Origin of the sequence: Rhodoferax ferrireducens T118 (assembly GCF_000013605.1) — a bacterium.
Lineage (GTDB): Bacteria > Pseudomonadota > Gammaproteobacteria > Burkholderiales > Burkholderiaceae_C > Rhodoferax > Rhodoferax ferrireducens.
Window position 1 is genome coordinate 306,413 of sequence record NC_007908.1, and the last position, 21,034, is coordinate 327,446.

24 protein-coding genes are annotated in these 21,034 nt (G+C 59.8%); 16 read left to right on the forward strand and 8 right to left on the reverse strand.

Annotated features, from left to right (window positions below; all coding sequences use genetic code 11):
* Positions 1–10 precede the first annotated feature (10 nt).
* The 12 genes from RFER_RS01530 to RFER_RS25055 all read left to right on the forward strand — a co-directional run bounded on the left by RFER_RS01530 (position 11) and on the right by RFER_RS25055 (position 10,015).
* On the forward strand, positions 11–1,087 hold the full coding sequence (locus RFER_RS01530) for an alkene reductase (protein WP_011462634.1): 1,077 nt from the start codon (positions 11–13) through the stop codon (positions 1,085–1,087).
* A gap of 113 nt (positions 1,088–1,200) precedes the next feature.
* Positions 1,201–2,073 (forward strand): alpha/beta fold hydrolase, encoded by an 873-nt coding sequence (locus RFER_RS01535; protein ID WP_425057094.1) that lies wholly within the window; start codon positions 1,201–1,203, stop codon positions 2,071–2,073.
* A 53-nt stretch (positions 2,074–2,126) separates the two neighbouring features.
* The gene (locus tag RFER_RS01540; protein ID WP_011462636.1) at positions 2,127–2,927 is read left to right on the forward strand and encodes an SDR family NAD(P)-dependent oxidoreductase; all 801 of its coding nucleotides are present in this window, start codon (positions 2,127–2,129) and stop codon (positions 2,925–2,927) included.
* A gap of 44 nt (positions 2,928–2,971) precedes the next feature.
* The gene (locus tag RFER_RS01545; protein ID WP_011462637.1) at positions 2,972–3,958 is read left to right on the forward strand and encodes an MDR family oxidoreductase; all 987 of its coding nucleotides are present in this window, start codon (positions 2,972–2,974) and stop codon (positions 3,956–3,958) included.
* Positions 3,959–3,974: 16 nt separating this feature from the next.
* Entirely contained in the window at positions 3,975–4,799 is an 825-nt protein-coding gene (locus RFER_RS01550; protein WP_041790010.1) for an SDR family NAD(P)-dependent oxidoreductase, read from the forward strand.
* Between the two features lie 37 nt (positions 4,800–4,836).
* Entirely contained in the window at positions 4,837–5,682 is an 846-nt protein-coding gene (locus RFER_RS01555; protein WP_011462639.1) for an alpha/beta fold hydrolase, read from the forward strand.
* Positions 5,683–5,735: 53 nt separating this feature from the next.
* Positions 5,736–6,134, forward strand: a complete 399-nt coding sequence (locus RFER_RS01560; RefSeq protein WP_011462640.1) for a hypothetical protein — start codon at positions 5,736–5,738, stop codon at positions 6,132–6,134.
* 7 nt (positions 6,135–6,141) lie between these two features.
* A complete protein-coding gene (locus tag RFER_RS01565; protein WP_011462641.1) occupies positions 6,142–7,386 on the forward strand; it encodes an NADH:flavin oxidoreductase/NADH oxidase family protein in 1,245 nt (414 codons plus the stop codon).
* A 66-nt stretch (positions 7,387–7,452) separates the two neighbouring features.
* On the forward strand, positions 7,453–8,664 hold the full coding sequence (locus RFER_RS01570) for an MFS transporter (protein WP_011462642.1): 1,212 nt from the start codon (positions 7,453–7,455) through the stop codon (positions 8,662–8,664).
* A gap of 77 nt (positions 8,665–8,741) precedes the next feature.
* A complete protein-coding gene (locus tag RFER_RS01575) occupies positions 8,742–9,305 on the forward strand; it encodes a PaaI family thioesterase (RefSeq protein WP_011462643.1) in 564 nt (187 codons plus the stop codon).
* A 305-nt stretch (positions 9,306–9,610) separates the two neighbouring features.
* Entirely contained in the window at positions 9,611–9,739 is a 129-nt protein-coding gene (locus RFER_RS23270; protein WP_011462644.1) for a type II toxin-antitoxin system HicA family toxin, read from the forward strand.
* Positions 9,740–9,850: 111 nt separating this feature from the next.
* Positions 9,851–10,015 (forward strand): hypothetical protein, encoded by a 165-nt coding sequence (locus RFER_RS25055; RefSeq protein WP_425057095.1) that lies wholly within the window; start codon positions 9,851–9,853, stop codon positions 10,013–10,015.
* On the opposite strand, the gene RFER_RS01580 is transcribed toward RFER_RS25055, so the two are convergent.
* From RFER_RS01580 to RFER_RS01610, 7 genes are all read right to left on the reverse strand, one after another.
* Positions 9,936–11,549: a GMC oxidoreductase gene (locus RFER_RS01580; protein WP_011462645.1), complete on the reverse strand. Its 1,614-nt coding sequence runs from the start codon at positions 11,547–11,549 to the stop codon at positions 9,936–9,938. The genes RFER_RS25055 and RFER_RS01580 overlap by 80 nt on opposite strands.
* Positions 11,550–11,652: 103 nt before the next feature.
* Entirely contained in the window at positions 11,653–12,354 is a 702-nt protein-coding gene (locus RFER_RS01585; protein WP_011462646.1) for an OmpW/AlkL family protein, read from the reverse strand.
* Positions 12,355–12,454: 100 nt separating this feature from the next.
* Complete coding sequence (locus tag RFER_RS01590; protein ID WP_244095779.1) at positions 12,455–13,264, reverse strand: SDR family oxidoreductase; 810 nt, start codon at positions 13,262–13,264, stop codon at positions 12,455–12,457.
* Entirely contained in the window at positions 13,261–14,718 is a 1,458-nt protein-coding gene (locus RFER_RS01595) for a class I adenylate-forming enzyme family protein (protein ID WP_041791234.1), read from the reverse strand. The genes RFER_RS01590 and RFER_RS01595 overlap by 4 nt, the downstream gene beginning before the upstream one ends.
* Before the next feature lie 147 nt (positions 14,719–14,865).
* A complete protein-coding gene (locus RFER_RS01600) occupies positions 14,866–15,315 on the reverse strand; it encodes a DUF2147 domain-containing protein (protein ID WP_041790015.1) in 450 nt (149 codons plus the stop codon).
* 19 nt (positions 15,316–15,334) lie between these two features.
* On the reverse strand, positions 15,335–16,285 hold the full coding sequence (locus RFER_RS01605) for an alpha/beta hydrolase (RefSeq protein ID WP_011462650.1): 951 nt from the start codon (positions 16,283–16,285) through the stop codon (positions 15,335–15,337).
* The gene (locus tag RFER_RS01610; RefSeq protein ID WP_011462651.1) at positions 16,282–17,256 is read right to left on the reverse strand and encodes an enoyl-CoA hydratase/isomerase family protein; all 975 of its coding nucleotides are present in this window, start codon (positions 17,254–17,256) and stop codon (positions 16,282–16,284) included. The genes RFER_RS01605 and RFER_RS01610 overlap by 4 nt, the downstream gene beginning before the upstream one ends.
* A 153-nt stretch (positions 17,257–17,409) precedes the next feature.
* On the opposite strand from RFER_RS01610, the gene RFER_RS01615 reads away from it, so the two are divergent.
* From RFER_RS01615 to RFER_RS01625, 4 genes are all read left to right on the forward strand, one after another.
* Positions 17,410–18,123 carry a TetR/AcrR family transcriptional regulator gene (locus RFER_RS01615; RefSeq protein ID WP_011462652.1) on the forward strand — a complete coding sequence of 238 codons (714 nt, stop codon included), beginning with the start codon at positions 17,410–17,412 and terminating at the stop codon, positions 18,121–18,123.
* Positions 18,124–18,371: 248 nt separating this feature from the next.
* Entirely contained in the window at positions 18,372–18,497 is a 126-nt protein-coding gene (locus tag RFER_RS24795) for a hypothetical protein (RefSeq protein WP_279587690.1), read from the forward strand.
* 141 nt (positions 18,498–18,638) lie between these two features.
* Positions 18,639–19,133, forward strand: a complete 495-nt coding sequence (locus RFER_RS01620) for a disulfide bond formation protein B (RefSeq protein WP_041790018.1) — start codon at positions 18,639–18,641, stop codon at positions 19,131–19,133.
* A 118-nt stretch (positions 19,134–19,251) separates the two neighbouring features.
* Positions 19,252–19,722, forward strand: coding sequence for a CreA family protein (locus tag RFER_RS01625; protein ID WP_011462653.1), 471 nt, complete (start codon positions 19,252–19,254; stop codon positions 19,720–19,722).
* Between the two features lie 6 nt (positions 19,723–19,728).
* Here the strand turns inward: RFER_RS01625 and RFER_RS01630 are convergent, their stop codons facing one another.
* Complete coding sequence (locus tag RFER_RS01630) at positions 19,729–21,033, reverse strand: lytic murein transglycosylase (RefSeq protein ID WP_011462654.1); 1,305 nt, start codon at positions 21,031–21,033, stop codon at positions 19,729–19,731.
* Position 21,034: the final 1 nt, after the last annotated feature.

Sequence of the window (21,034 nt, forward strand, 5' to 3'; positions counted from 1 at the left end):
GAAAACAACCATGTTATTTACACCGCTTAAGGCATCGTCCTTGCAATTGAGCAATCGTGTTGTCATGTCGCCGCTCACCCGCAGCCGTGCTTCACAAGACAACATACCCACTGCGCTGATGGCCGAGTACTACGGTCAACGCGCGACGGCGGGCTTGATCATCACTGAGGGCACCTCGCCATCGCCCAACGGGCTGGGCTATCCCCGCATGCCCGGCCTTTTCAATGCCGTTCAAGTCGCAGGCTGGAAGCAGGTGACCGATGCCGTGCATGCCAAAGGCGGGAAGATCGTCATTCAACTGATGCACACAGGCCGGGTAACGCACGTTGCCAATCTTCCGGCAGGGGCCGAGGTGGTGGGACCTTCAGCAGACCCGTGCCCTGGAGAGATGATCACAGACGCTCAAGGCATGCAGCCGCATTCAACGCCCTGGGCGATGACGCAGGCGGACATCACGACCGCCGTTGATGAATATGTGCAATCCGCCAAGCTGGCCATCGAAGCAGGCTTTGATGGCGTTGAGTTGCACGCTGCAAATGGCTACCTGATCGAGCAGTTCCTGAATGCGAACGTCAACAAGCGAACGGACGGCTATGGCAGCAGCATCGAAGGCCGGAACCGCTTTGCACTGGAAGTTGCACGCGCGACCGCTGCCGCTATTGGTGCGGACAAGGTGGGTATCCGCCTGTCCCCGCACGGTGTTTTGGGAGGCACAGGCACATTCCCTGAAGTGGATGCGCAATACCTTGCACTGACGGATGCCTTGTCTTCACTGGAGTTGGCCTATATCCACGTGCTAGACCATTCTGCCTTGGGCACACCACCCGTACCAGAAGCAACTAAAAAAGCCTTGCGTGCCGCGTTCAAAGGCACCTTCATTCTTGCCGGTGGATTTGACCGCGCCAGTGCCGAGGCTGCGCTTGCAGAAGGGCGTGCCGATCTGATTGCATTTGGCAGACCATTTATCGCCAATCCCGATTGGGTTGCCCGCATGCGAAACGGCGCGGCAGTCAGCGCTCTGGACATGTCAACGTTCTACACGCCCGGCCCAAAGGGCTACACCGACTATCCAAGCCTCGGAGCCTGAGCATGAAGACCAATGCAATGCAACATTTTTTGAAGGCCGCACTGGTCGGGCTCGCAATGGCTGCCACACTCCTGCCAGCGTCAGTGAGCGCAGCAGACGCGGTGTCCACCGGGATGCCCCAAGCTCTGCAGACATCTGGCCAAACGTTGGGAAACTCCTGGAAGAGTGTGGCCACGCAAACCATTACGGCAGGCGACATCAGCTTCGCGTACCGGGAATTGGGGAAGCAAAACGGCGGAACGCCCGTGGTGCTTCTTGCCCATCTGGCTGCCGTGCTGGACAACTGGGATCCCCGGATCATGGATGGCATTGCAGCGAAGCACCATGTAATTGCTTTCGACAACCGTGGCATCGGGGCATCCAGTGGCTCACCGTCGAATGCGATGGAACAGATGGCCGACGATGCCGTCACCTTCATCAAGGCCATGGGCTTCCAGCAGGTGGACCTGTTGGGCTTTTCGATGGGCGGCATGGTTGCCCAGGAAATCGTGCTGAAGGAGCCGCAACTCGTCCGAAAAATGATTCTCGCGGGGACCGGCCCTGCGGGTGGCGAGGGCATCAGTTCGGTGTCGGGGGTGACCTTTTACGACATGCTGCGGGGCTTCTTTACGGGCCAGGATGCAAAGCAGTACCTGTTCTTTACCCGCACACCCAATGGCATCGAAGCCGGCAAGGCGTTCCTGGAGCGGTTGAAGGAGCGATCTGAGAATCGGGACAAGGACATTTCCGTGAGCGCGTTTCTGGCCCAGTTGCAGGCCCTGCGCGCCTGGGGCCAAAAAGAACCCGCGGATCTCTCGGTCGTGAAGCAGCCGGTGCTCGTTGTCAACGGCGATGCAGACCGCATGGTCCCCACGCCAAACACGCACGACTTGGCGCGGCGGCTTCCGAACAGCACCTTGATCATTTATCCCGATGCGGGGCATGGCGGCATATTCCAGTTCCATGCCGAATTCGTGCCCAGCGCACTTGAGTTTCTTGCCCGATAGGACAGATTCAGGCATTTGCAGATCAATCATTCAATTTAATTGGAAAGCTAACAATGACAAATCCCAGCTCTAAGAAAGTCGCCCTTATCACCGGGGCTTCCTCCGGCATCGGAGCCGTCTATGCGGATCGCCTCGCTGCGCGTGGATACGATCTCATCCTGGTCGCACGACGCGCTGACCGACTGGAAGCGCTCTGCACGCAGATATCAAAGGCGCACGGTATCAAAGCCGAGCCAGTCGTGGCCGATCTGACCAAAGATCAGGATGTGGCGCGAATCGAGACGATTCTGGCCACCCATGGGGACGTGCACGTCCTGGTGAACAACGCCGGTGTTGCGCGCCTGGCACCTGCTGCCCAGACATCTGCGAACGACGCGCTGACCCAGATTGCCCTCAACATCACAGCACTAACGCGTCTGACGCAAGCTGTGATGCCCGCGTTCGTGGCGAGGAACCAGGGCCTGATCATCAACATCGCTTCCGCCCTGGCCGTCCACTCGCTGCCCATCAGCGCCATCTACAGCGGCACCAAAGCCTTCGTATTGCAATACAGCAGAGGCTTGCAGCAAGAACTGGCTGAAACCGGGGTGAAGGTTCAACTGGTTCTGCCAGCAGCGACGGCTACCGAGCTCTGGGATCTGTCGGGCGTTCCGCTGGCCGCCCTCAACAAGGAGACTTTGATGACGACCGAGCACATGGTTGATGCGGCGCTCGCGGGCCTGGACCAAGGCGAAATGATCACTTGGCCGTCAGTCGCCGATGCCAGTCTGTGGGACAAGTACGAGGCAGCCCGCACCGAACTGTTTGCCGGTACCCAGGCTGGAACGCCTGCTCCTCGCTACAAGATCGGTTGATTTCAGCTCAGCAATCGCAATAACAAACCATTTGAAAGAAAACGATGACATTCCAAGCACTACTTGCCAGCAAGACCGGTGACAAGATCACGACCAGCGTAGTCTCGCTGAGCGATGCAGACCTCATGCCCGGCGATGTCGTGGTCGACATCGATTACTCCACCGTGAACTACAAGGACGCGATAGCCATCACCGGCCGTGCGGAGGTCATTCGCCAGTTCCCCCTGATTCCCGGCATCGACTTCGCCGGCACGGTCAAGACTTCTTCCTACCCCGGCATCGCTGCTGGCGACCGCGTCGTCGCCAATGGCTGGGGCTTGAGCCAAACCCACCACGGCGGCTATGCGCAGCAGGCGCGCGTGAAAGGTGAGTGGCTGATCAAGCTTCCGGCCGCCTTGTCCACCAAGGATGCGATGGCCATCGGGACGGCGGGCTACACAGCGATGCTGTCGGTGATGGCGCTTGAGCATGGCGGGCTCACGCCCCAGCATGGGGACATCCTCGTGACGGGTGCCAATGGCGGTGTCGGCTCCGTCGCCATCGCCCTCCTGTCCGGCCTCGGTTACCGGGTTGTCGCCTCTACCGGGCGACTGGAGGAGAGCGAGTATCTGCGCAGCCTGGGGGCTGCCGACATCATCGATCGCCGGACGCTGTCGGAGCCGGGAGCGCCGATAGCCGGTGAAAAGTGGGCTGGTGCCGTCGACTCGGTCGGCAGCCACACGCTGGCCAATGTGCTGGCGCAAACAAAGTACCGGGGCGTGGTCACCGCTTGCGGTCTGGCCCAAGGCATGGACCTCCCTGCTTCTGTGCTGCCTTTCATCTTGCGTAATGTGACGCTTGCTGGCATTGATTCGGTCAATGCCCCCCAACAGGTGCGCATCGAGGCTTGGTCACGGCTGGCGCGGGACCTGGATTTGGCCAAGCTCGCACGCGCGACTCACGTGGTCGGCTTGGCCGAGGTGCCCACGGTTGCCGCCCAAATGCTCGAAGGAAGAGTCCAGGGCCGCGTGGTTGTTGATGTCAACGCATGAGTCTGTTGAGGCAAATATGAGTACAAACACCACCGTCAAGATGGCTAAGCGCGCACTGGTGACCGGCGCATCCAGCGGCATTGGCGCGGCCATCGCGCGTGAGTTGGCGGCGCTCGGCATTGATCTCGTGCTGACGGCGCGCCGCCGCGCCGCGCTTGAAGCGGTCGCCGCAAGCTGCAAGGGCGTGAAGGTCGAGATCGTCACCGCCGATCTCGGCAAGCCCGATGCCGCGCACGCACTGTGGGCCGCCGCCACTGCCAGTGGCCCTATCGACATCCTGATCAACAACGCCGGCTTCGGCTATTTTCGCCGCTTCGACGAGGTCGATTGGGCGCGTGACGCGGAGCTTGTCCAGCTCAACATGACTTCGCTCGTCGCGCTTGCGCGCTGCTTTGTGGATGCGCACAGGGCTGGCACCACACCTGCGCACATGCTGAACATCGCGTCGACCGGCGCGTACCAGTCCGTGCCGAATATGGCGCTGTATGCCGCGTCGAAAGCGTTCGTGCGCAACTTCAGCGAGGCTCTCCATGACGAGTACCGCGGCACACCACTGTCGGTGACCTGCATCTGCCCCGGCGGCACCGAAACCGCGTTCCACGCCGCGTCCGGCGGGGGCGACTACTCGTGGATCGCAAATGCTTCGACGAAAAGCGCTGAGTTCGTGGCACACGCTGCCGTCCGCGCAATGCTGGCTGGCAAGCGCACGGTGGTACCTGGCCTGTTTAACCAGTTATCCACGTTCGGCGTGCGCTTCTTGTCGCGGCGCGTTGCGTCAAAGGTGGCGACCCAGGTGCTGGGCAAGCCTCGACTGGCGCTGCCGGTGCGAAGCGCGACCTGAGATCGCAGCCAAAGCCCGTCCACAAAAGGATTTCAATATGAGCTACAACCACCTCACCGCCACCACCCGCTTTGTGGAAGTCGATGGCGACAAATTCGCCTATCGCCGCTGGGGCAATGCCACGTCAGACCAACCGCCCATGTTGTTGCTGCAACATTTTCGTGGCGGCATGGACCATTGGGACCCCTTGATGACCGACGGTCTTGCCGAAGGCCGTGAAGTCATTCTCTACAACGGCCGCGGCATAGCGTCGTCTGGCGGCAAACCGCGCACCCGAATTGAGGACATGGCCGACGATGCGGCCGCCTTCGTGCGCGCGCTGGGCCTGCAGCAGATCGACCTTCTGGGCTTTTCGCTGGGCGGCTTTCAGGCACTGGATCTGACCTGGCGTCATCCCACTCTGGTGCGCAAACTGATGTTGTTGGGTACCGGCCCGCGCGGCGGCAACCCCGACATGGAGCAGCGCGTGCTGACCACCGCCGTCAATCCCGTCCCCGATTTTGAAGACTTCCTGTACCTGTTCTTTGGTCGCTCGGCGCAGGCCGAGCAGGCCGCAAAGGCGTTCTGGGAACGGCGTCACCAGCGCAAGGATCAAGATCCGCCGTCCTCCCAGGAAGCCGGAATTGCACAGATCGAGGCCAACATACTCTATCTGCCAAGGCTGTCGGAGGACGATCCCTTCGCTTATTTGCGCGGCGTCCACCACCCCACGTTCATTCTCAATGGGGTGAACGACGTGATGGTCCCGACCATCAACTCGTTCTACATGGCTCGCAACATGCCGAATGCTCAGTTGTTCATCTACCCCGACGCTGGCCACGCCGCACAGTTCCAGTACCCGCAGCGCTTCCTGCGTCACGCAGTCCAGTTTCTGAGCGAGTGACGTGATGACAGTCATCGTCCGAGCGCGCTCTTCACTTCTAAAGGATGCCCGAAATGCTTAAATTTAAATTCCTGTTGTGGGCACTCGCCCAGATGCTGCAACGAAAGATCAAGCACAGCCCCGACTGCGCACAGTATGTCGGGGCCAAACGCCTGCTATTTCAGATTCGCACAGCTTCCGGTGCCGGTCGCCACTATGTCATCGAAAACGGTGCGATCCAGTCCTTTGCCGGTTTGTCGCCGAATGCCCAGTTCACACTCAGCTTTACCAATGCTGCCAAAGGTTTCTCTATTCTGTCAGCCAAGGACGCCCAGGCAGCCTTCATCAGAGGCGTGGGCAGCAAAGACTTGACCATCAGTGGCGACTTTCGCGAAGTGATGTGGTTCCAGGGGCTGACGGCATTCCTCCAGCCGCCGAAGATCGTTTCTCCCTATGACCGCACCGCGTTCTGAGGTCCCCATGAAAACAGACCTGCTGAATCAACCTTTGACCCTCCGCAACGGCACCGTGCTGCGCAACCGACTCGCCAAGGCGGCCATGAGTGAAACGCTGGCTACCTACGACAATCGCCCGACCCCGGACTTTGTACGACTGTACCGGCGCTGGGGTTCCTCGGGGCTGGGAATGATCTTGACGGGCAACGTGATGATCGACCGCCGCGCACTGGGCGAGCCGGGCAATGTGGCGATCGAGGACGAGACTGACTTGTCTGTCCTCAGGCAATGGGCGCAAGCGGCAACCGAGCAAGGGACGGCTATCTGGGTGCAGCTCAACCACCCGGGAAAACAATCAACCAAGGGGTTGAATGCGTACAACCTCGCACCCTCGGCTGTGCCTTTCCGGGAGGACATGGCGGCAATATTTGAGACCCCGCGCGAAGCCACCCCGTCCGAGATACAGGACATCATCGAGCGATTTGGCCGCAGCGCTGCCATCTGTAAAAAGGCCGGATTCAGTGGCGTGCAGATCCACGGGGCGCATGGCTACCTGGTCAGCCAGTTCCTCTCTCCGCACCATAACCGACGCAATGACGAATGGGGCGGCACTTCTGAGAAGCGGCGGCGCTTCGTGTTGGCCGTCTACGCGGAAATCCGCCGCCAGGTCGGGCCAGACTTCCCGGTGGCGATCAAGCTCAACTCGGCCGACTTCCAACGCGGCGGCTTTACCGAAGAAGAATCGCTCGAGACGATCCGGGCGCTGGCCGATGCGGGCATCGACCTGATCGAGATTTCAGGTGGCACCTACGAGATGCCCGCCATGGGTGGCGCGACGCAAGAGCCTCAAAAGGTGTCCACAGTGGCCCGCGAAGCCTATTTCATCGAATTTGCCGAGAAAGTGCGTGCCGCCGTGAAGGTGCCGCTGATGGTGACCGGAGGCTTCCGCACCGCGGCCGGCATGAACGCCGCCCTGCGTTCCGGTGCGCTGGATGTGGTGGGCCTGGCGCGGCTGCTGGCGATCGACCCCGACGCACCCGCCGCCTTGCTGCAAGGACGTGACAGCCCGCAGCAGGTCCGCCCGATCAAAACCGGCATCAAGGCAGTTGATCGCATGGGGATGATGGAGGTGTGGTGGTACGAGCGCCAACTCAAACGCATTGCAAGGGGCCAATCGCCGCGTCCCAATGAGAGCGGGCTGTCGGCTTTCTTGAAGTCTGCTGCAAGCAGCGGTTGGGGCACCTTTCGCACGCGCCGCATGCGGGCATAAAAATGCAACTTCGGCAGGAGTGGACTTCTCTGCCCATGAAAAACAACCTATTGAAAGAACGGCTCCATGTTTCACAGTGTGCGTCGTCCTGATTTGCTGATCATCGTTCTTGCTTCAGCAGGTATTCTCATGGTCACCATGGGTATCAGACAGTCATTCGGGCTCTTTGTGAGTCCTGTGAATACCTCGACGGGTCTGGGTGTTGTCACCATCAGCTTCGCTTTGGCTATCGGCCAATTCACCTGGGGGGCTGTTCAACCGGTGGCTGGAGCCATTGCTGATCACTACGGTCCGCGCCCTGTACTCATCGCGGGCCTGGTTATTTTGGCGCTAGGTTGCCTCATCACCCCCTTTGTTTCAAGTGGATTCGGTCTTGCCGCTTCACTTGGTCTATTGGCTTCGGTGGGGTCGGGAATGGGTAGTTTTTCCGTGCTGATTGGTGCGGCAGCTCGGCGTTTACCGGTAGAGTCAAGAGGTGCGGCCTCCGGGATCATCAATGCCGGCGGTTCCTTTGGGCAGTTCGTTTTCGCGCCCCTCCTGCAAAAGCTTATTCAGAGTATCGGCTGGATGGGGGCTATCGGCTCCATGGCAATCGTGGCCCTGGCCGCCATTCCTCTCGTCAGCCGGGTGACAGGCACACAGCCAGCACTTGACGCTCATGGCGTACACAACGGTGGGCTAAAGCGAGCGATTCTGGATGCACTCAAGAACCCCAGTTATCTCCTTTTGCATGCTGGTTTTTTTACCTGTGGTTTTCATATTGCCTTCTTGGTGACGCATTTACCAGGGGAGGTTGGTCTCTGCGGTCTGCCGCCTAATGTTGCCAGTTGGTCTTTGGCGCTTATTGGCATCGCCAATATATTGGGTAGTCTGATTGCAGGCTCATTCGTGGCAAAGTATCGGAGCAAATACATCCTGTCAGTGATGTATGGTTCAAGAACGCTACTCATCTTGGGGTATCTGATGATGCCCAAAGTCGAGTGGACTTACTACCTGTTCGCCATCGGGCTTGGTCTTACCTGGCTCGCCACCGTACCCCCGACCGCCGCCATCGTCGGCAAGCTGTTCGGTACCCGTTACCTTGCGACTTTGTTCGGATTGACATTGCTGTCGCACCAGATTGGAGGATTTCTAGGAGCCTGGCTGGGCGGTATCTCAATGAGTCAGTTCGGAGACTTCACTTGGATGTGGTACGCCGACATGGTCTTGGCCGCTTTGGCCGCCTTACTGAATCTGCCCATCCGCGAGGAACGTGTCAAAAGACTCGTCACCGCATAGTCTTGAACGACTCTCCATGTGATATGCCGCATCTACCACTGTTGTCGATGTCAAGATGTTTGAAGAAGGAATTGCAAATGAATGTTGATCAAGTTGTGGCCAATTGGATGGCAGAGGAAGAGGAAACATGTGCGCACCTGATCGCACCAGATATTGCTACGAAAGAGCAGCTCGCCGGTCTCTCTGGTATGGAATTCTTCGAGAGGATACGGACAGGCAAACTGCCGCCCGCCCCAATCGGGGAAACTCTTGATTTCGTTGCGATTCGCATTGAGCCTGGCTCCGTGGTTTTCCAAGGTCGACCGCACCGCAGGCATTACAACCCCTTGGGCACGGTACATGGCGGATGGTTTGCCACATTGCTCGACACGGCGGTAGGATGTGCAGTGCATTCGACCTTGCAGGCAGGCAAAGGCTTCACCACGCTGGAGTTGAAGGTCAATATGGTGCGCGCTTTGACCGATAGGGTTCCGTTAATCCGCGCGATAGGCAAATTGGTTCATGCTGGCCGTCAGGTTGCCACAGCAGAGGGGCGGATCGTCGGACCAGATGGCAAGCTATATGCGCATGCAACCACCACTTGTCTGATCTTCGATCATCCAAAAGTCAAAATGGGAAGTGGCACAGCGCCAAGTCGTTGAACGCTGGACAGTCGATGCTGTTGATAGTTGCAGTGACCACACGGCATCGCCAGCCATGACGGAAGCGGTAGGTCGTGCTGCGTGAGTCGCGGAAAATTCAATCTATCGAAACCAAGAACTGTGTTGCTAAGCCGCTTTCCTCCGCATTTTCAGTGGACAGTTGCTGATGCCCTGTCGTCAACGTGCGCGTCTGGATTCACGACGTGCCCAAGGAGGCGTGGATGAGTGCAAAGGATTGGGGACGCTGAGGGATGGTTATAAAGTAAATGGGTCTGTAGCTCTTGTAATTACTTTGTGAGTAGCTATTGAAAGTGAAGCATATCGTGATACTCGCGGTGCAGCCGAACAAGGTGACAGTGCCGCACCCCAAGAAAGATTTGCCACAGCCTACCCAGCGCAGCATCCTCAAGCAGGCTGGCCTGGCTGATCACTGATGACAGGGGTAACCCAAATGCTTTATCCCGTTTATGTGCATGTAGGCGACCCGGGCCACGCCCATGGTGTGACGTTTCCAGACTTTCTCTGCCGCCGATGAGTGGAGCGATCTGCCTGCCGCTATTCAGGAAGCGGTACAAGCACATTTTCGTGGAGAGCCCGAGGCGGTTCGGCCGCCCATCCCGCTGGAAGTGCTCACGGCTGACCTGCAGTACCAAGGCGGTGTGTGGTTGCTGATGGAACGTGCGACATCGCGTATTCGGCCAACGCTGTAATCGTCAGTGCCGGGTTGACACCAGGATTGGCTGGCATCGCGCTTCCATCGCAGACCAGCATGTTCTTGTAGCCGAATATGCGCAGCTGCTGATCAATCACGCCACTTGAGGCATCAGCGCCAATCACGGCTCCTCCCAGAACGTGCGCAGTGGTAGGGATATTCGCCAACGCCTCAACGATGTTGCTCTGGGCGATGCCCCCGGTGTGCCGCGCGAGCCACTGGGTTGCTTGGTTGGCAACGTCGATGTACGTTGGATTCGGCCGCTCTCGATTCTGCTCGGTGACAACGCGCCAGCCCCCGCCCAGCCAGCGCTTCCTGGGCTTCAAGGCGATCGCGTTGTCCAGGGTCTGCATCACCAGCAGGGTCACCATGTGCCGACTCCAGCCGAACGGCCACAGCGTCTTTAGCCATTGCACGGGATGGTGAGTAATCGCGCCGAGCCACTTGAGCGGTCGCGTGACGCGGTTTCCCCTTCCGACCAACAGTGTGTACATCATCCCCATGAGGTCGGCGCGCCGACCATAGGTCAGGAACTCGATCTGGGTCTCGTCATCCAGTCTCACGCAGCTGCTGGCGGTGACATCCTTCCAGGTCTCCATGTCGGTGGGCAGTCGCACGTTCAGGACCGACTCACTGTTGGTGCGCACCAGGTCACCGAGGCGGTCACTGATGCGTGGCAGCGAACCGCTCAGCTTGCAGTTCGCCAGCAGCTCGTTCGTCCCCAAGGTGCCGCCCGCCAACACGATGCCGCGAGCGGTGTGCACTTGGCGCCCCCTGCCAAACCAGGCACCAGGTCGCTGGGTGGTCACCTGGTAGCCTTCGCTGCCATCTGCTGCGCCGATCGGCCGCACATCGACGACTTCGCGTTCCGCCTTGATCTGCGCGCCAAGCTTCTCCGCGAACCACAAGTAGTTCTTGGTCAGCGTGTTCATCGCGCCAGTACGGCAGCCCACCATGCACGATCCGCACCGCATGCATCCGGTGCGATCAGGGCCCTGGCCGCCGAAGAACGGGTCTTTGACGGTCACCCCAGGATCGCCGAAGTAAACACCCGTCGGCGACAGGACGAAATCGTCCTCCCGGCCAAAGTGCCGAGCCATCGACAACGCCAGGCGCTGGTTGGTGGATGTGAAGGGCACGGTGCTTACCCCCAACATCCGCTCGGCCTGTTCGTAGTGCGGTCGCAGTTCGCGTGCCCAGTCGCCCAGCCCGCGCCACTGCGCATTCTCAAAGAACTTGTCACGCGCCCGGTAGAGAACGCCGCCATAGACCGTGCTGCCACCGCCAACCGCTGACTGGCTCGGGAAGAACACATGCCGGAAGACGCGCATGCGCATCACGCCTTTGAGGCCCAGGATCGGCGCCCAAACAAAGCGTCCGAGCTGCCATGCTGATTCGGCCAGGTCCTCGTCGCGGAACCGCCGACCGCGCTCCAGCACGCCGACGCTGTAGCCCTTCTCAGTAAGCCGTAGCGCTGAAACGCTGCCCCCGAAACCGGAGCCAATCACCAACCAGTCAAAATCGAATTTCATGCTGGCATACCGTCCCTATAGATAGTTGTCGCCGGTGCTGACGGCGGCTGACTTGGTCCCGTGTTCTTGAAGTCTCGATCGGTGTTCAACGAGGGGGCGGGTGTCAAAAGCGGTAGCCAATAGTCACGCCAAATATTTGCGGCGTATCCTTGATGTCCACACGCCGGGGGATCGGACCCAAGCCAGGCGTCTGCGTGACAACGGTCGCTGTGCTTTTGATTTGAAATGTCGAGTACTCAACGTTGACGATCCAGTTTTTATCGATCGGATACTCGACGCCAAGTCTCACATAGGGGCTCCACGAGTCCTCCAGCTTCATGGAGCTGCTGCTGCCCTGAAGGGCGGCTGTGTAACCGGTGGTCACCTCCTCGTCAGTGAAAAACGTGTAGGTTACGCCGACTCCAACGTAGGGTCGAACGGTTGGTACGCCGGTGAAGGTGTACCGGGCCAACACCGTCGGGAACCAGATGCGCGCCTTCGCCACGGTACCGACCGGTACTGCCGCGCCTGCGCCCACAGTCGTCAATGTCGGCGGAATACCTGCTTGGAACTGGACCCCCCAGTTCGGAGACAGACGTCGCTCGTAGCTCAGCGCCAGGATGTCAAGATCTTTGACATTGATGCGCAAACCAGGCGGTGTCGTTCCGGGCGGACCGGTCAAGTCGCTCGATTTGAGGTCGAATCCGACATGGGCATATCCGATGCGGAAGATGTTGTCGGGATCGTCGGCGTGGGCCGCCATGGGAAGTGAAGCAGCGATTGCAAGTGTTGCAGCGCATATTGGATTGAGTCGTTTGGTGTACATCGTGTCTCCTTTGTAGTTGTTAATGCGGATTTGGGGCTTGAGGCTCGCCAGCCTGCGATGTGTATGTGAGCGTTGTCTATGGATGGGGTGTGGTGCGCTCCTATGTTTGATGTGCAAGTTGCCGCACCACCCAACGGCTGATCGGGGCCGGTGAGACACTCGTTGCGATGGCCAGCAGCCTGGCCTGAAGGCCAACGGTCCAATGCGTTTTGGGGACTAGCGACTGGCTGGTTGCACAGGCCCAGACGGTGGCGGCAACATCGTCCGGCATCAGCCGAACACCCAGCGACTTGGCGCTGGCGATGCGCTCAAACTTCTTCGCCATGTCCGTCCGCACGAAGCTGGGCCACACATCTGAGACACGAATGCCGTGCCGATGCCACTCCAGTTCCAGCCCCTCTGTGAAGCCACGAACGGCGAACTTGGTCGCTGAGTAGGTCACCAGGTCAGGCTGTCCGTAAATCGCTGTAGCGGAGGCCATGTTGATCACCCGGGCGCCCGGCGTGCGACGCAGATAGTCGAAAGCACTGTGGCAACCATTGATCATTCCGAGCACGTTCACGTTCAGCATCCCCTGATGCCTCGCCAATTCGACGGTCTCGAAGGGGCCTGCGGTCAGCACCCCAGCATTGTTGAAAAGCACATCCAGTCGCTGACCGCTCTTCTCCCAGAACTGGGCCAGTGCGACCCGCCACGCATCAGGATCGGTCACGTCGAGTGCACCCGCCACCACACAGCCGTGCTCCAGGGTCGCAGCCACCTCTGCAGCGCCATCCGCGTCGATGTCGTAGAGGCCGACGAACCAGCCGTGCCGTGCAAACCGTTCGGCGCAGGCGCGCCCGATGCCTGTGGCCGCACCCGTGACGAAGATGGCCGGTCGACTTTGGTGTGCTGAGCCGGTCATGCTCATTGCCCCCGAACCTGCTCGCGCAGCACCGGCTTGGCGATCTTGCCTACTGCATTTTTTGGCAGGGATTCGATGATGTGAATGATCGCCGGCAGTTTGTGGCGGGCCAAGCGCGAGGCGCAGTGTGCGTTCAACGCATCGACCGTCACGGTGGCACCGGGGCGGCGCGATACGAAGGCGACCACGATTTCGCCAAGCCGCTCGTCCGGCGCGCCCACCACCGCCGCTTCCAGCACGCTGGGGTGCTCGACCAAAACATCTTCGATCTCTTTCGGGTAGATGTTTTCGCCCCCGCGAATGATCATCTCCTTTAGGCGGCCAACGATGGAGAGGTAACCGTCGTCGTCGATGCGGCCGATGTCACCGGTGTGCAACCAGCCATTGACGATGGTTTTTGCGGTGGCGTCGGGCTGGTTAAGGTAGCCACGCATGACATTAGGGCCGGCGACCAACACTTCACCGGTCGAACCGGGAGGCAGGTGCGCGCCCTTGCCGTCCGCAATCGCAATCTTCTGACCGGGCAACGGTAAACCAACCGTCCCTGCTTTGCGCACGCCGTCGACCGGGTTCAGCGTAGACCCACAGGTGCCCTCGGACAGCCCATAGGCCTCGACCAGTGGGAAGCCATACCGCGCCTCGAAGCCAGTGAGCAATTCCGCTGAGGCGGGCGCAGCGCCGCACACGCCGTAGCGCAGGCTGGACACGTCGGGGCGCACATCGGACGGCAGAGCCCCGAGCATCGTGTAGATGGTCGGAACGGCTGAGAAAAACGTGGGCCGCAGGCGTTCGATGTCGGCAAAAAAGGTGTCAATGTCGAAGCGGCGCCGGATCGTGACGTGCGCACCGCTGGCCAATGGCGTCAGAACGCTCACGACGATGCCGTTGACATGAAAGAGCGGCAAGATCAGCAGGCAGTGGTCGGCAGAAGTGATCTGCAGCCCCTCGCGGCCCATTTCCGTCATGGCTTCGATGTTGGCGTGGTCCAGCATCACACCCTTGGGCAGGCCGGTGGTGCCGCTGGTGTAGATCAGTAAGGCCAGGGCGGACGGGTCGTCCACCGGTTTGCCTTCATGCCTGGGGCCATCCTTCTGTGCCGTCGCGGGCAACGTGGTGACGCCTGCGACCACCGCCTCACCAGTGCTGTTGATGAGGAGCTTGGCGCGGGAGTCGACGATCTGGTGAGACGCTTCCTTCTGCGTCAGTGCAGGATTGATAGGCGTCATGGCGGCACCGAGGTGCCAGGCCGCGAACATCGCGACGACGAACTCGGCTTGGTTCGGCAGCATGAGCGCGACGACGTCGCCCGCCTTGATGCCATGGGTCTCGAAAACGCCAGCCGCGCGCAGGACGCACAAATGAAAGTCGCTGTTGGACAGGGCGGCGCTGGCATCGGCGATACACGGCGCATCGGGCGCCGCAGCCGCGCGGGAGCTTGGAAGATCAGAAAATCGCGTCATTTCTTGTTTGCTGGGTGACATACTTGTCTCTTTGTCGGCTATGGAATTCGGCATGTGCGCCCGTTTCAGCCATGGCTGGCACACAAGGCGACATGGGTGTGCGTATTTGTCAATAGCACTCCAGGGCGGTTGTTTGCAGGGGCGTTCTTACTCTTGACGCACCCAGGTCTGTGAGCGGCCTAACAGGGGTACGCCGATGTAACCACGCACTTCGAGCTTCTTACCGTCTTCAATGAGACGCAACTGGCTGCGGTAGGTCTTGCCGTTGTCGGGGTCCAGAATCTGGCCACCAGCGTATTGATCACCTTCTTTGGACATGCCGCTGAGTATCGTCAAGCCGATGACCGGCGCGTCCTTGAGCGTGCCCTCGCACTTTTTGCACGTTGGATTGAGATCTTCGTTGGGTGCAGGGAATAACTTTTCGATTTTTCCCTGCAGTGTTCCGTTCGATTCGGTAATGCGGATCATGCCGCGCGGCTTGCCGGTGGCGTCATCAATGTTTTTCCAAAGACCCGTTGGCGATGCCTCATTCGCCGACGCTGGCAAGGCCATGCAAGCGGCTGACAAAGTAACCAGTGCAAGTGTGTTGAGTTTCATGACGATGGGTTCTTTCAAATTAGTGAGAGATTGGATGGGGCGTTGTCGGCACAAGATGCTCGACCAGGAAGCGCGACTGATCCGAGACCAATTGCTCAAATACCGCGCCAAGGTAAAAGTCGAAGTGCCCGGCGTTGTAGCACTTGATGTCGCCTCGTGGTGCCCGGCGTGCGAGGACAAGGGTTCGCCCCGGTGGTGTGACCGTATCGGTTTCGCTAACACAGAACAAAATGGGGCACTTGATCTTGTGAGCAGAAAGTCCGGGGCGGTATCTCACGATCTCCGGGATCACGCGGGCGGCTACGTGGTTGACGAATTCGGAGCCCTTGGGCACCAACTTCAAGTAGCCATTCAGCGCATCATGCGTGCTCATCAACGCCAACTGGCCAGGGTCTCCAGCGATGGGGACCGTCACTGGCGCGCGCCCCTTGCGCCTGGCAGCAAAGTCACGCATTGCCAGAGGAAGAAGCCTCATTGAGCCCTTCATGCCCGCGATGAGCCCTTGTGCGGTGGCCGAAGCCAATCCGTCGGAGAACGGACATTGGGCAACCGCTGCGCGCAGCTCGGGATGGCGGCTGGCCATGGTGATGGAGTGCCCACCCCCGAAAGAGCTGCCCCATACTGCGAGCCTGCTGTCGTCGAGGTCTTGACGAGACTTGACGAAGTTCAGCGCTGCCTCCCAGTCTTCCAACTGGCGTGGGACGGACATGAGCTGCCGTGGCTGACCACCGCTGTCACCGAAATAGCGGTACGTAAAAGCCAAGGCGGCGATGCCTTGGGCGGCAAAACGTTCAGCAAAGGCATCCAGGCGCATCTCGCGGATGGCACCCAGCCCATGCCCGAGCACGACTACAGGGGGGCGCTCTACTCCCACTGGAAGAAAGAGCCAAGCCGAGCAGTAAGTTTCCCCTGAGTCAAAGCGCACGTCATGGCGCACCACCTGCATATGCTGTTTGGATGATCGATTCATTTATTGCTCCCTTTGCCCTGAACCGGCAGGGATCCGTGCTGGAGTGTTTCTTCGAGAATTTCGGGGTTATAGAACGGCACATCACCGTCTTGATCGGTTCGCCGCAGGTATTCGCTCATCAGGGTCTGCGCGGTCTCGCTGGGCGATATGTGGATGAATTCGGTGCGCTCCATGTGCAGCCCTTCCTCCAGCGTGGCGGACCCCCCGATGTACACGGCGCGCTTGATCGCCTGCCTGGCTTTTCTGGGACGGCAGCCCAGGTACCGTGCGCGGGCGATCGCTCGTTCAAGCAGCTCATCCGGCGGCACCACCTCATCGATGTAACCGATTTCCAATGCCTTCCGAGGCGGTACCGGGCGGCCTTCCAGCATCAACAACAGCGCGCGGTGATTGCCAACCAGGCGCGGCAACCGCTGCGTGCCGCCACCTCCGGGGTTGATGCCCAGCAGTACTTCCGGCTGCCCGATGAAGAAGTCGCCGTCGGCCATGAGACGTACATCGCAGGCTTGCGCGAACTCGCTGCCCAGCCCCAGCGCAGATCCGTTCAGGGCCGCAATAAAAATCACACCGCTACGGTTCATCCGAAAAAAGGTCTCGTGCAGCTTGTCGAGCTGCATGCCACCATCCAGTGGCGTTAGCCCGGCTATCGCCTCCAGACCCGGAACACCGCGCACTGCCTTCGAGGCCCGGGCGACCGCCGACGACGTACCCAACCCCAACCTCGGGATGCTCGCGCCGCCCTCCTGCAGCCAGCGCACGTCGGCGTGACCGATGAAGCGGCCCGGATGCATCCCTGTAAACACCACTGCGTCAACGGCGGCATTGGCCTCCACGCGATCCAGCAGCGCCGCCAGTTCTTCAGCCATGTTCAGCCCCATCAGGCCGAACGCGCCACCGTCCAAGTGTGCGACCCACACCGAATCCAGGCTTTCCACATTGATGCGCCCAGGCATCGGGGGGGTGTTGCTCATCGTCTGACCTCTTTCTCTTGGTGGCTTCGTGGTAATAGCCCACGAGTCCGGACTACCGGGAAAACCGCAAACCCAGGATCAGGCGCGGCTGGAATAACAGTGTTATGGTGTTAATATAACGTTGTTATTGAAACCCTGCAAGCAAATATTCTCATGGTTAACCCTGATCCCCGAAGTCGCCTACTGAAGGCGGCGATTCGTTTGCTGGCCACCCATGGCCCCACGGAAATCAAGGCGCGCTCGGTATCCAGTGAAGCCGGTCTTTCGACGATGGGGGTCTACACGCACTTCGGCGGCGTTTCAGAACTGCTCCAGGCGGTGGCAGAAGAAGGATTCCGGCAACAGGCAGACATCTTCAGGCAGGTCGCGAACACCCAAGACGCCATGACCGATTTGTGTGCCATTGCGCTGGCCTGCCGGGACTTCGCCATGCGCAACGCGCACCTGTATGACCTGATGTTTGGCTTGTCGATTCAGGGCAGATACGGTCCCGTGCGGGGAGAGTCGACCACTGCGCCAAAGGTAGGTGCGGACGCATTCATGGCGTCCTACTCACACCTGCGGGGAGGATGCGAGCGCCTGATCAAAGGCAACTGCGTGCGCCAGATGGAACCGGACCTTATGGCTGCACAGCTATGGAGCACATTGCACGGGTTCATATTGTTGGAACTCGGCGGCCATTTCGCGGCGACATTAAATCCGCCGATCGAAATACTGGTGCCCATGTGCATCAACCTCGTTGTCGGGCTTGGTGCTGATCGTGAGCGCGCAAAGGCGTCGGCTGCAATTGCTGTGGCCGATTGGGCGAGCCGCCAATGTGATACGAAATCCATGGCGCAGTTTTTGAACGCAGTCAACACGATCTGAATGACCGTGACATCATCGGCAGCGCGACGCGGCCCGGAATGAACCCTATCGACCCGCACGCGGCCACAAAGAACACCGCATGGCCCTGCGTAACACCCACATCACCGACCTATCCACGCACGACGCCCCAACGCAAGCAACGCTTCTTCACGCCATGTGCGCCGGTGTAAATCAAACTGGGATCCGACTGCTGCCACCGTTGCCGACCCTATCGATATCCCGATCATCCAAAGCAGGAGCATTCCAGCATGACCGATACACATTTCTTCACCATCAACATTGGCAAGCGCGCGCTGGTGACCGGCGCATCCAGCGGCATTGGTGCGGCCATCTACCACTGTTGTAGTTGTAATCACGTTCGAATAAGGAATTGAAAATGAATGTCGATCAAGTTGTTACCAATTGGATTGCAGAGGAAGAGAAGGCGTGGGCGCGTCTAATCAACTACGTGTGTAGTTGAATCCTTCGTCTCACGGAATAGAACTGGTTCGTAAATTCATTCGGACAGAAAAGTGATGTTTGATTTTTTTGCGCGTCCAAATCGGATGTTGTTGATATTCGGCACCCTCTGCTTGGGTGCGGTTATCGCGGCGGTTTCCGTCGGGTTGACATTCAGTTTAGAAGTCTGCTCAATGTGTTGGTTTCAGCGATTGGCGTTGATACTGGCAGCTATTGGTTTGCTACTGACGGCCACTGGGTCTGCAATTCGCCGCACAGCGCAACGCGCAGCGGAACTGAGTTTTGTTCTTGGCTGGGTCAGTTCATGTCGCCAAGTCTATTTGCTATTCCACCAAGAGGCAGCCATTGGGTCCTGCGGCAGGGGTCTGGTTTACTTCTTTAAAAATGGTAATTATTTTGGATTCTTCAGGTCCGGATTAGTCGGCGGCATGGAATGCGCAACGGATCAGGCAGCTTTTCTCGGACTACCGATCCCCGTTTTGAGTCTGATGGTCTTTACTGGGATAGGTTTGATGTACCTGTATTGGTTGATTTCTATGCCGGATCAGTAGCGAGCACTTGCAGCCTGAAAAACTGAGGCTTTAGAGCACGCCATGTGAAAACCAGGTACCGCACGCGTCTGCCAGGCGTGTGCCGAGACGCTTGATGTAAAGAATCTACATTAGCGCTATGAAACTACGCCACACTATTGCTTTCGCCATTTCCATTCCGTTCGCATCCGCCACCATCGCCCAGCAAATCGGCGAAGTGGACACCGCCTTCAAGCTCCTGGGCCCGGACCACAAGATTGTGGTGGAGGCCTTTGACGATCCCAAGGTGGCGGGCATCACGTGCTACGTGTCCCGCTCCAAGGCGGGTGGGTTGAAGGGGGCGCTGGGCGTGGCCACGGAGAAGTCGGAGTCTTCCATCGCCTGTAGGCAGGTGGGGCTCATCTCCTCCACGGTGCCGATACCCAAGAGCGAGGAAGTCTTTAGCGAAAGCCGCTCGTTGCTGTTCAAAAAGATGCGCGTCGTGCGGATGGTGGACCCGACGCGGCAGGTGCTGCTGTACCTGACCTACTCGGACAAGCTGGTTGACGGCTCGCCCAAGAACAGCCTGACCGCCGTGCCCTTGAACGGTGCCAAACTGCAGTTCAAGTAGGCGCAGTCACTGCAGACGCTGCAGCAAGTCCAGCGTCGGATAACCATCCGTCGGCAGGTCCAGGCTGCGCTGGTAGCGGCGAATGCCGCGCTGCGTGGCCGGGCCCATCTTGCCGTTGGGCGTACCGCTGTCGAAGCCGCGCGCATTCAGCGCCGTTTGCAGCGCCAGCATCTGGTCACTCGTCAGGGCGTGCAGGTCGCGCGGCCAGGCGGCCTGGATCGCGGGGCCACCGGCCAGCCGCTGCGCCAGCAGGTGGACACCGAGCGCGTAACTGGTGGAGTTGTTGTAGCGCAGGATGGTGCGGAAGTTGCTGCCGACCAGAAAGGCTGGCCCGCGCGCGCCAGCCGGAAGCAGGATGGAGCCGTCGGCAAAGCTTGGCAGCACTGTGCCGTCCATGGCCTGCACGCCCGCGCCTACCCATGCGGCGGTGGGCTGGCGCACATCGGCATCGGTGCGCGCGTAGTCGAATCCCGGCGGCAAGCGCACCTCGGCCCCCCAGGGCTGACCGGCCTGCCAACCGGAGCCGACCAAAAAGTTGGCGGTGGATGCCATCACATCGGGCACGCTGCCCCAGATGTCGCGTCGGCCATCGCCATCGGCATCGACCGCGTAGGCCAGGAAGACCGAGGGCAGGAATTGCGTCTGGCCCATGGCACCCGCCCATGAGCCCACCATCTGCACGCGGACTATGTCGTGGCTCTGCAAGATCTTCAAAGCAACCAGCAATTGGTTGCGCGCCCATGCCTCGCGTCGGCCTTCAAAGCCCAGCGTCGCCAGGGCGTCGATGGTGGGTAGGTCGCCCACAAAACTGCCGTAGCTGCTCTCCATGCCCCAGATCGCGAGCAGCACCTCGGTCGGCACGCCGTAGCGCACGGCGATAGGGTCGATTTGCTGCCGCAGTTGCAGCAGCTTGTCTTGCCCACGGGTGACGCGCAGCGCCGACACGGCGGTATCGAGGTAGTCCCACGGTGTGCGGGTGAACTCGGGCTGCGCACGGTCCGACTCGATGACGCGTGGCAGGAAGCGGGCGTTGTCGAACGCGATATGCAGCGTGGCCTCGTCAATGCCAGCCGTGCGCGCGGTGGCGCTGAATTCGGCCACCCAACGGGCAAACTTCTGGCTGTTTTCAACCGCGTCGAGTGTGGCAGGTGTCGCACCGGCTGGTGTAGGGTTAGCAGAGGTCGTCGATGGTGCCGCTGCCCCGGGCTCGACCGATGGTGTGGAGGCGCAACCCGCAAGCGCCAGGATGGCCAGCAAAGCCGGAACCAGCCCGTGGCCAGCGGGTGCGAAAAAATAGGGAGTTGTTGCCACG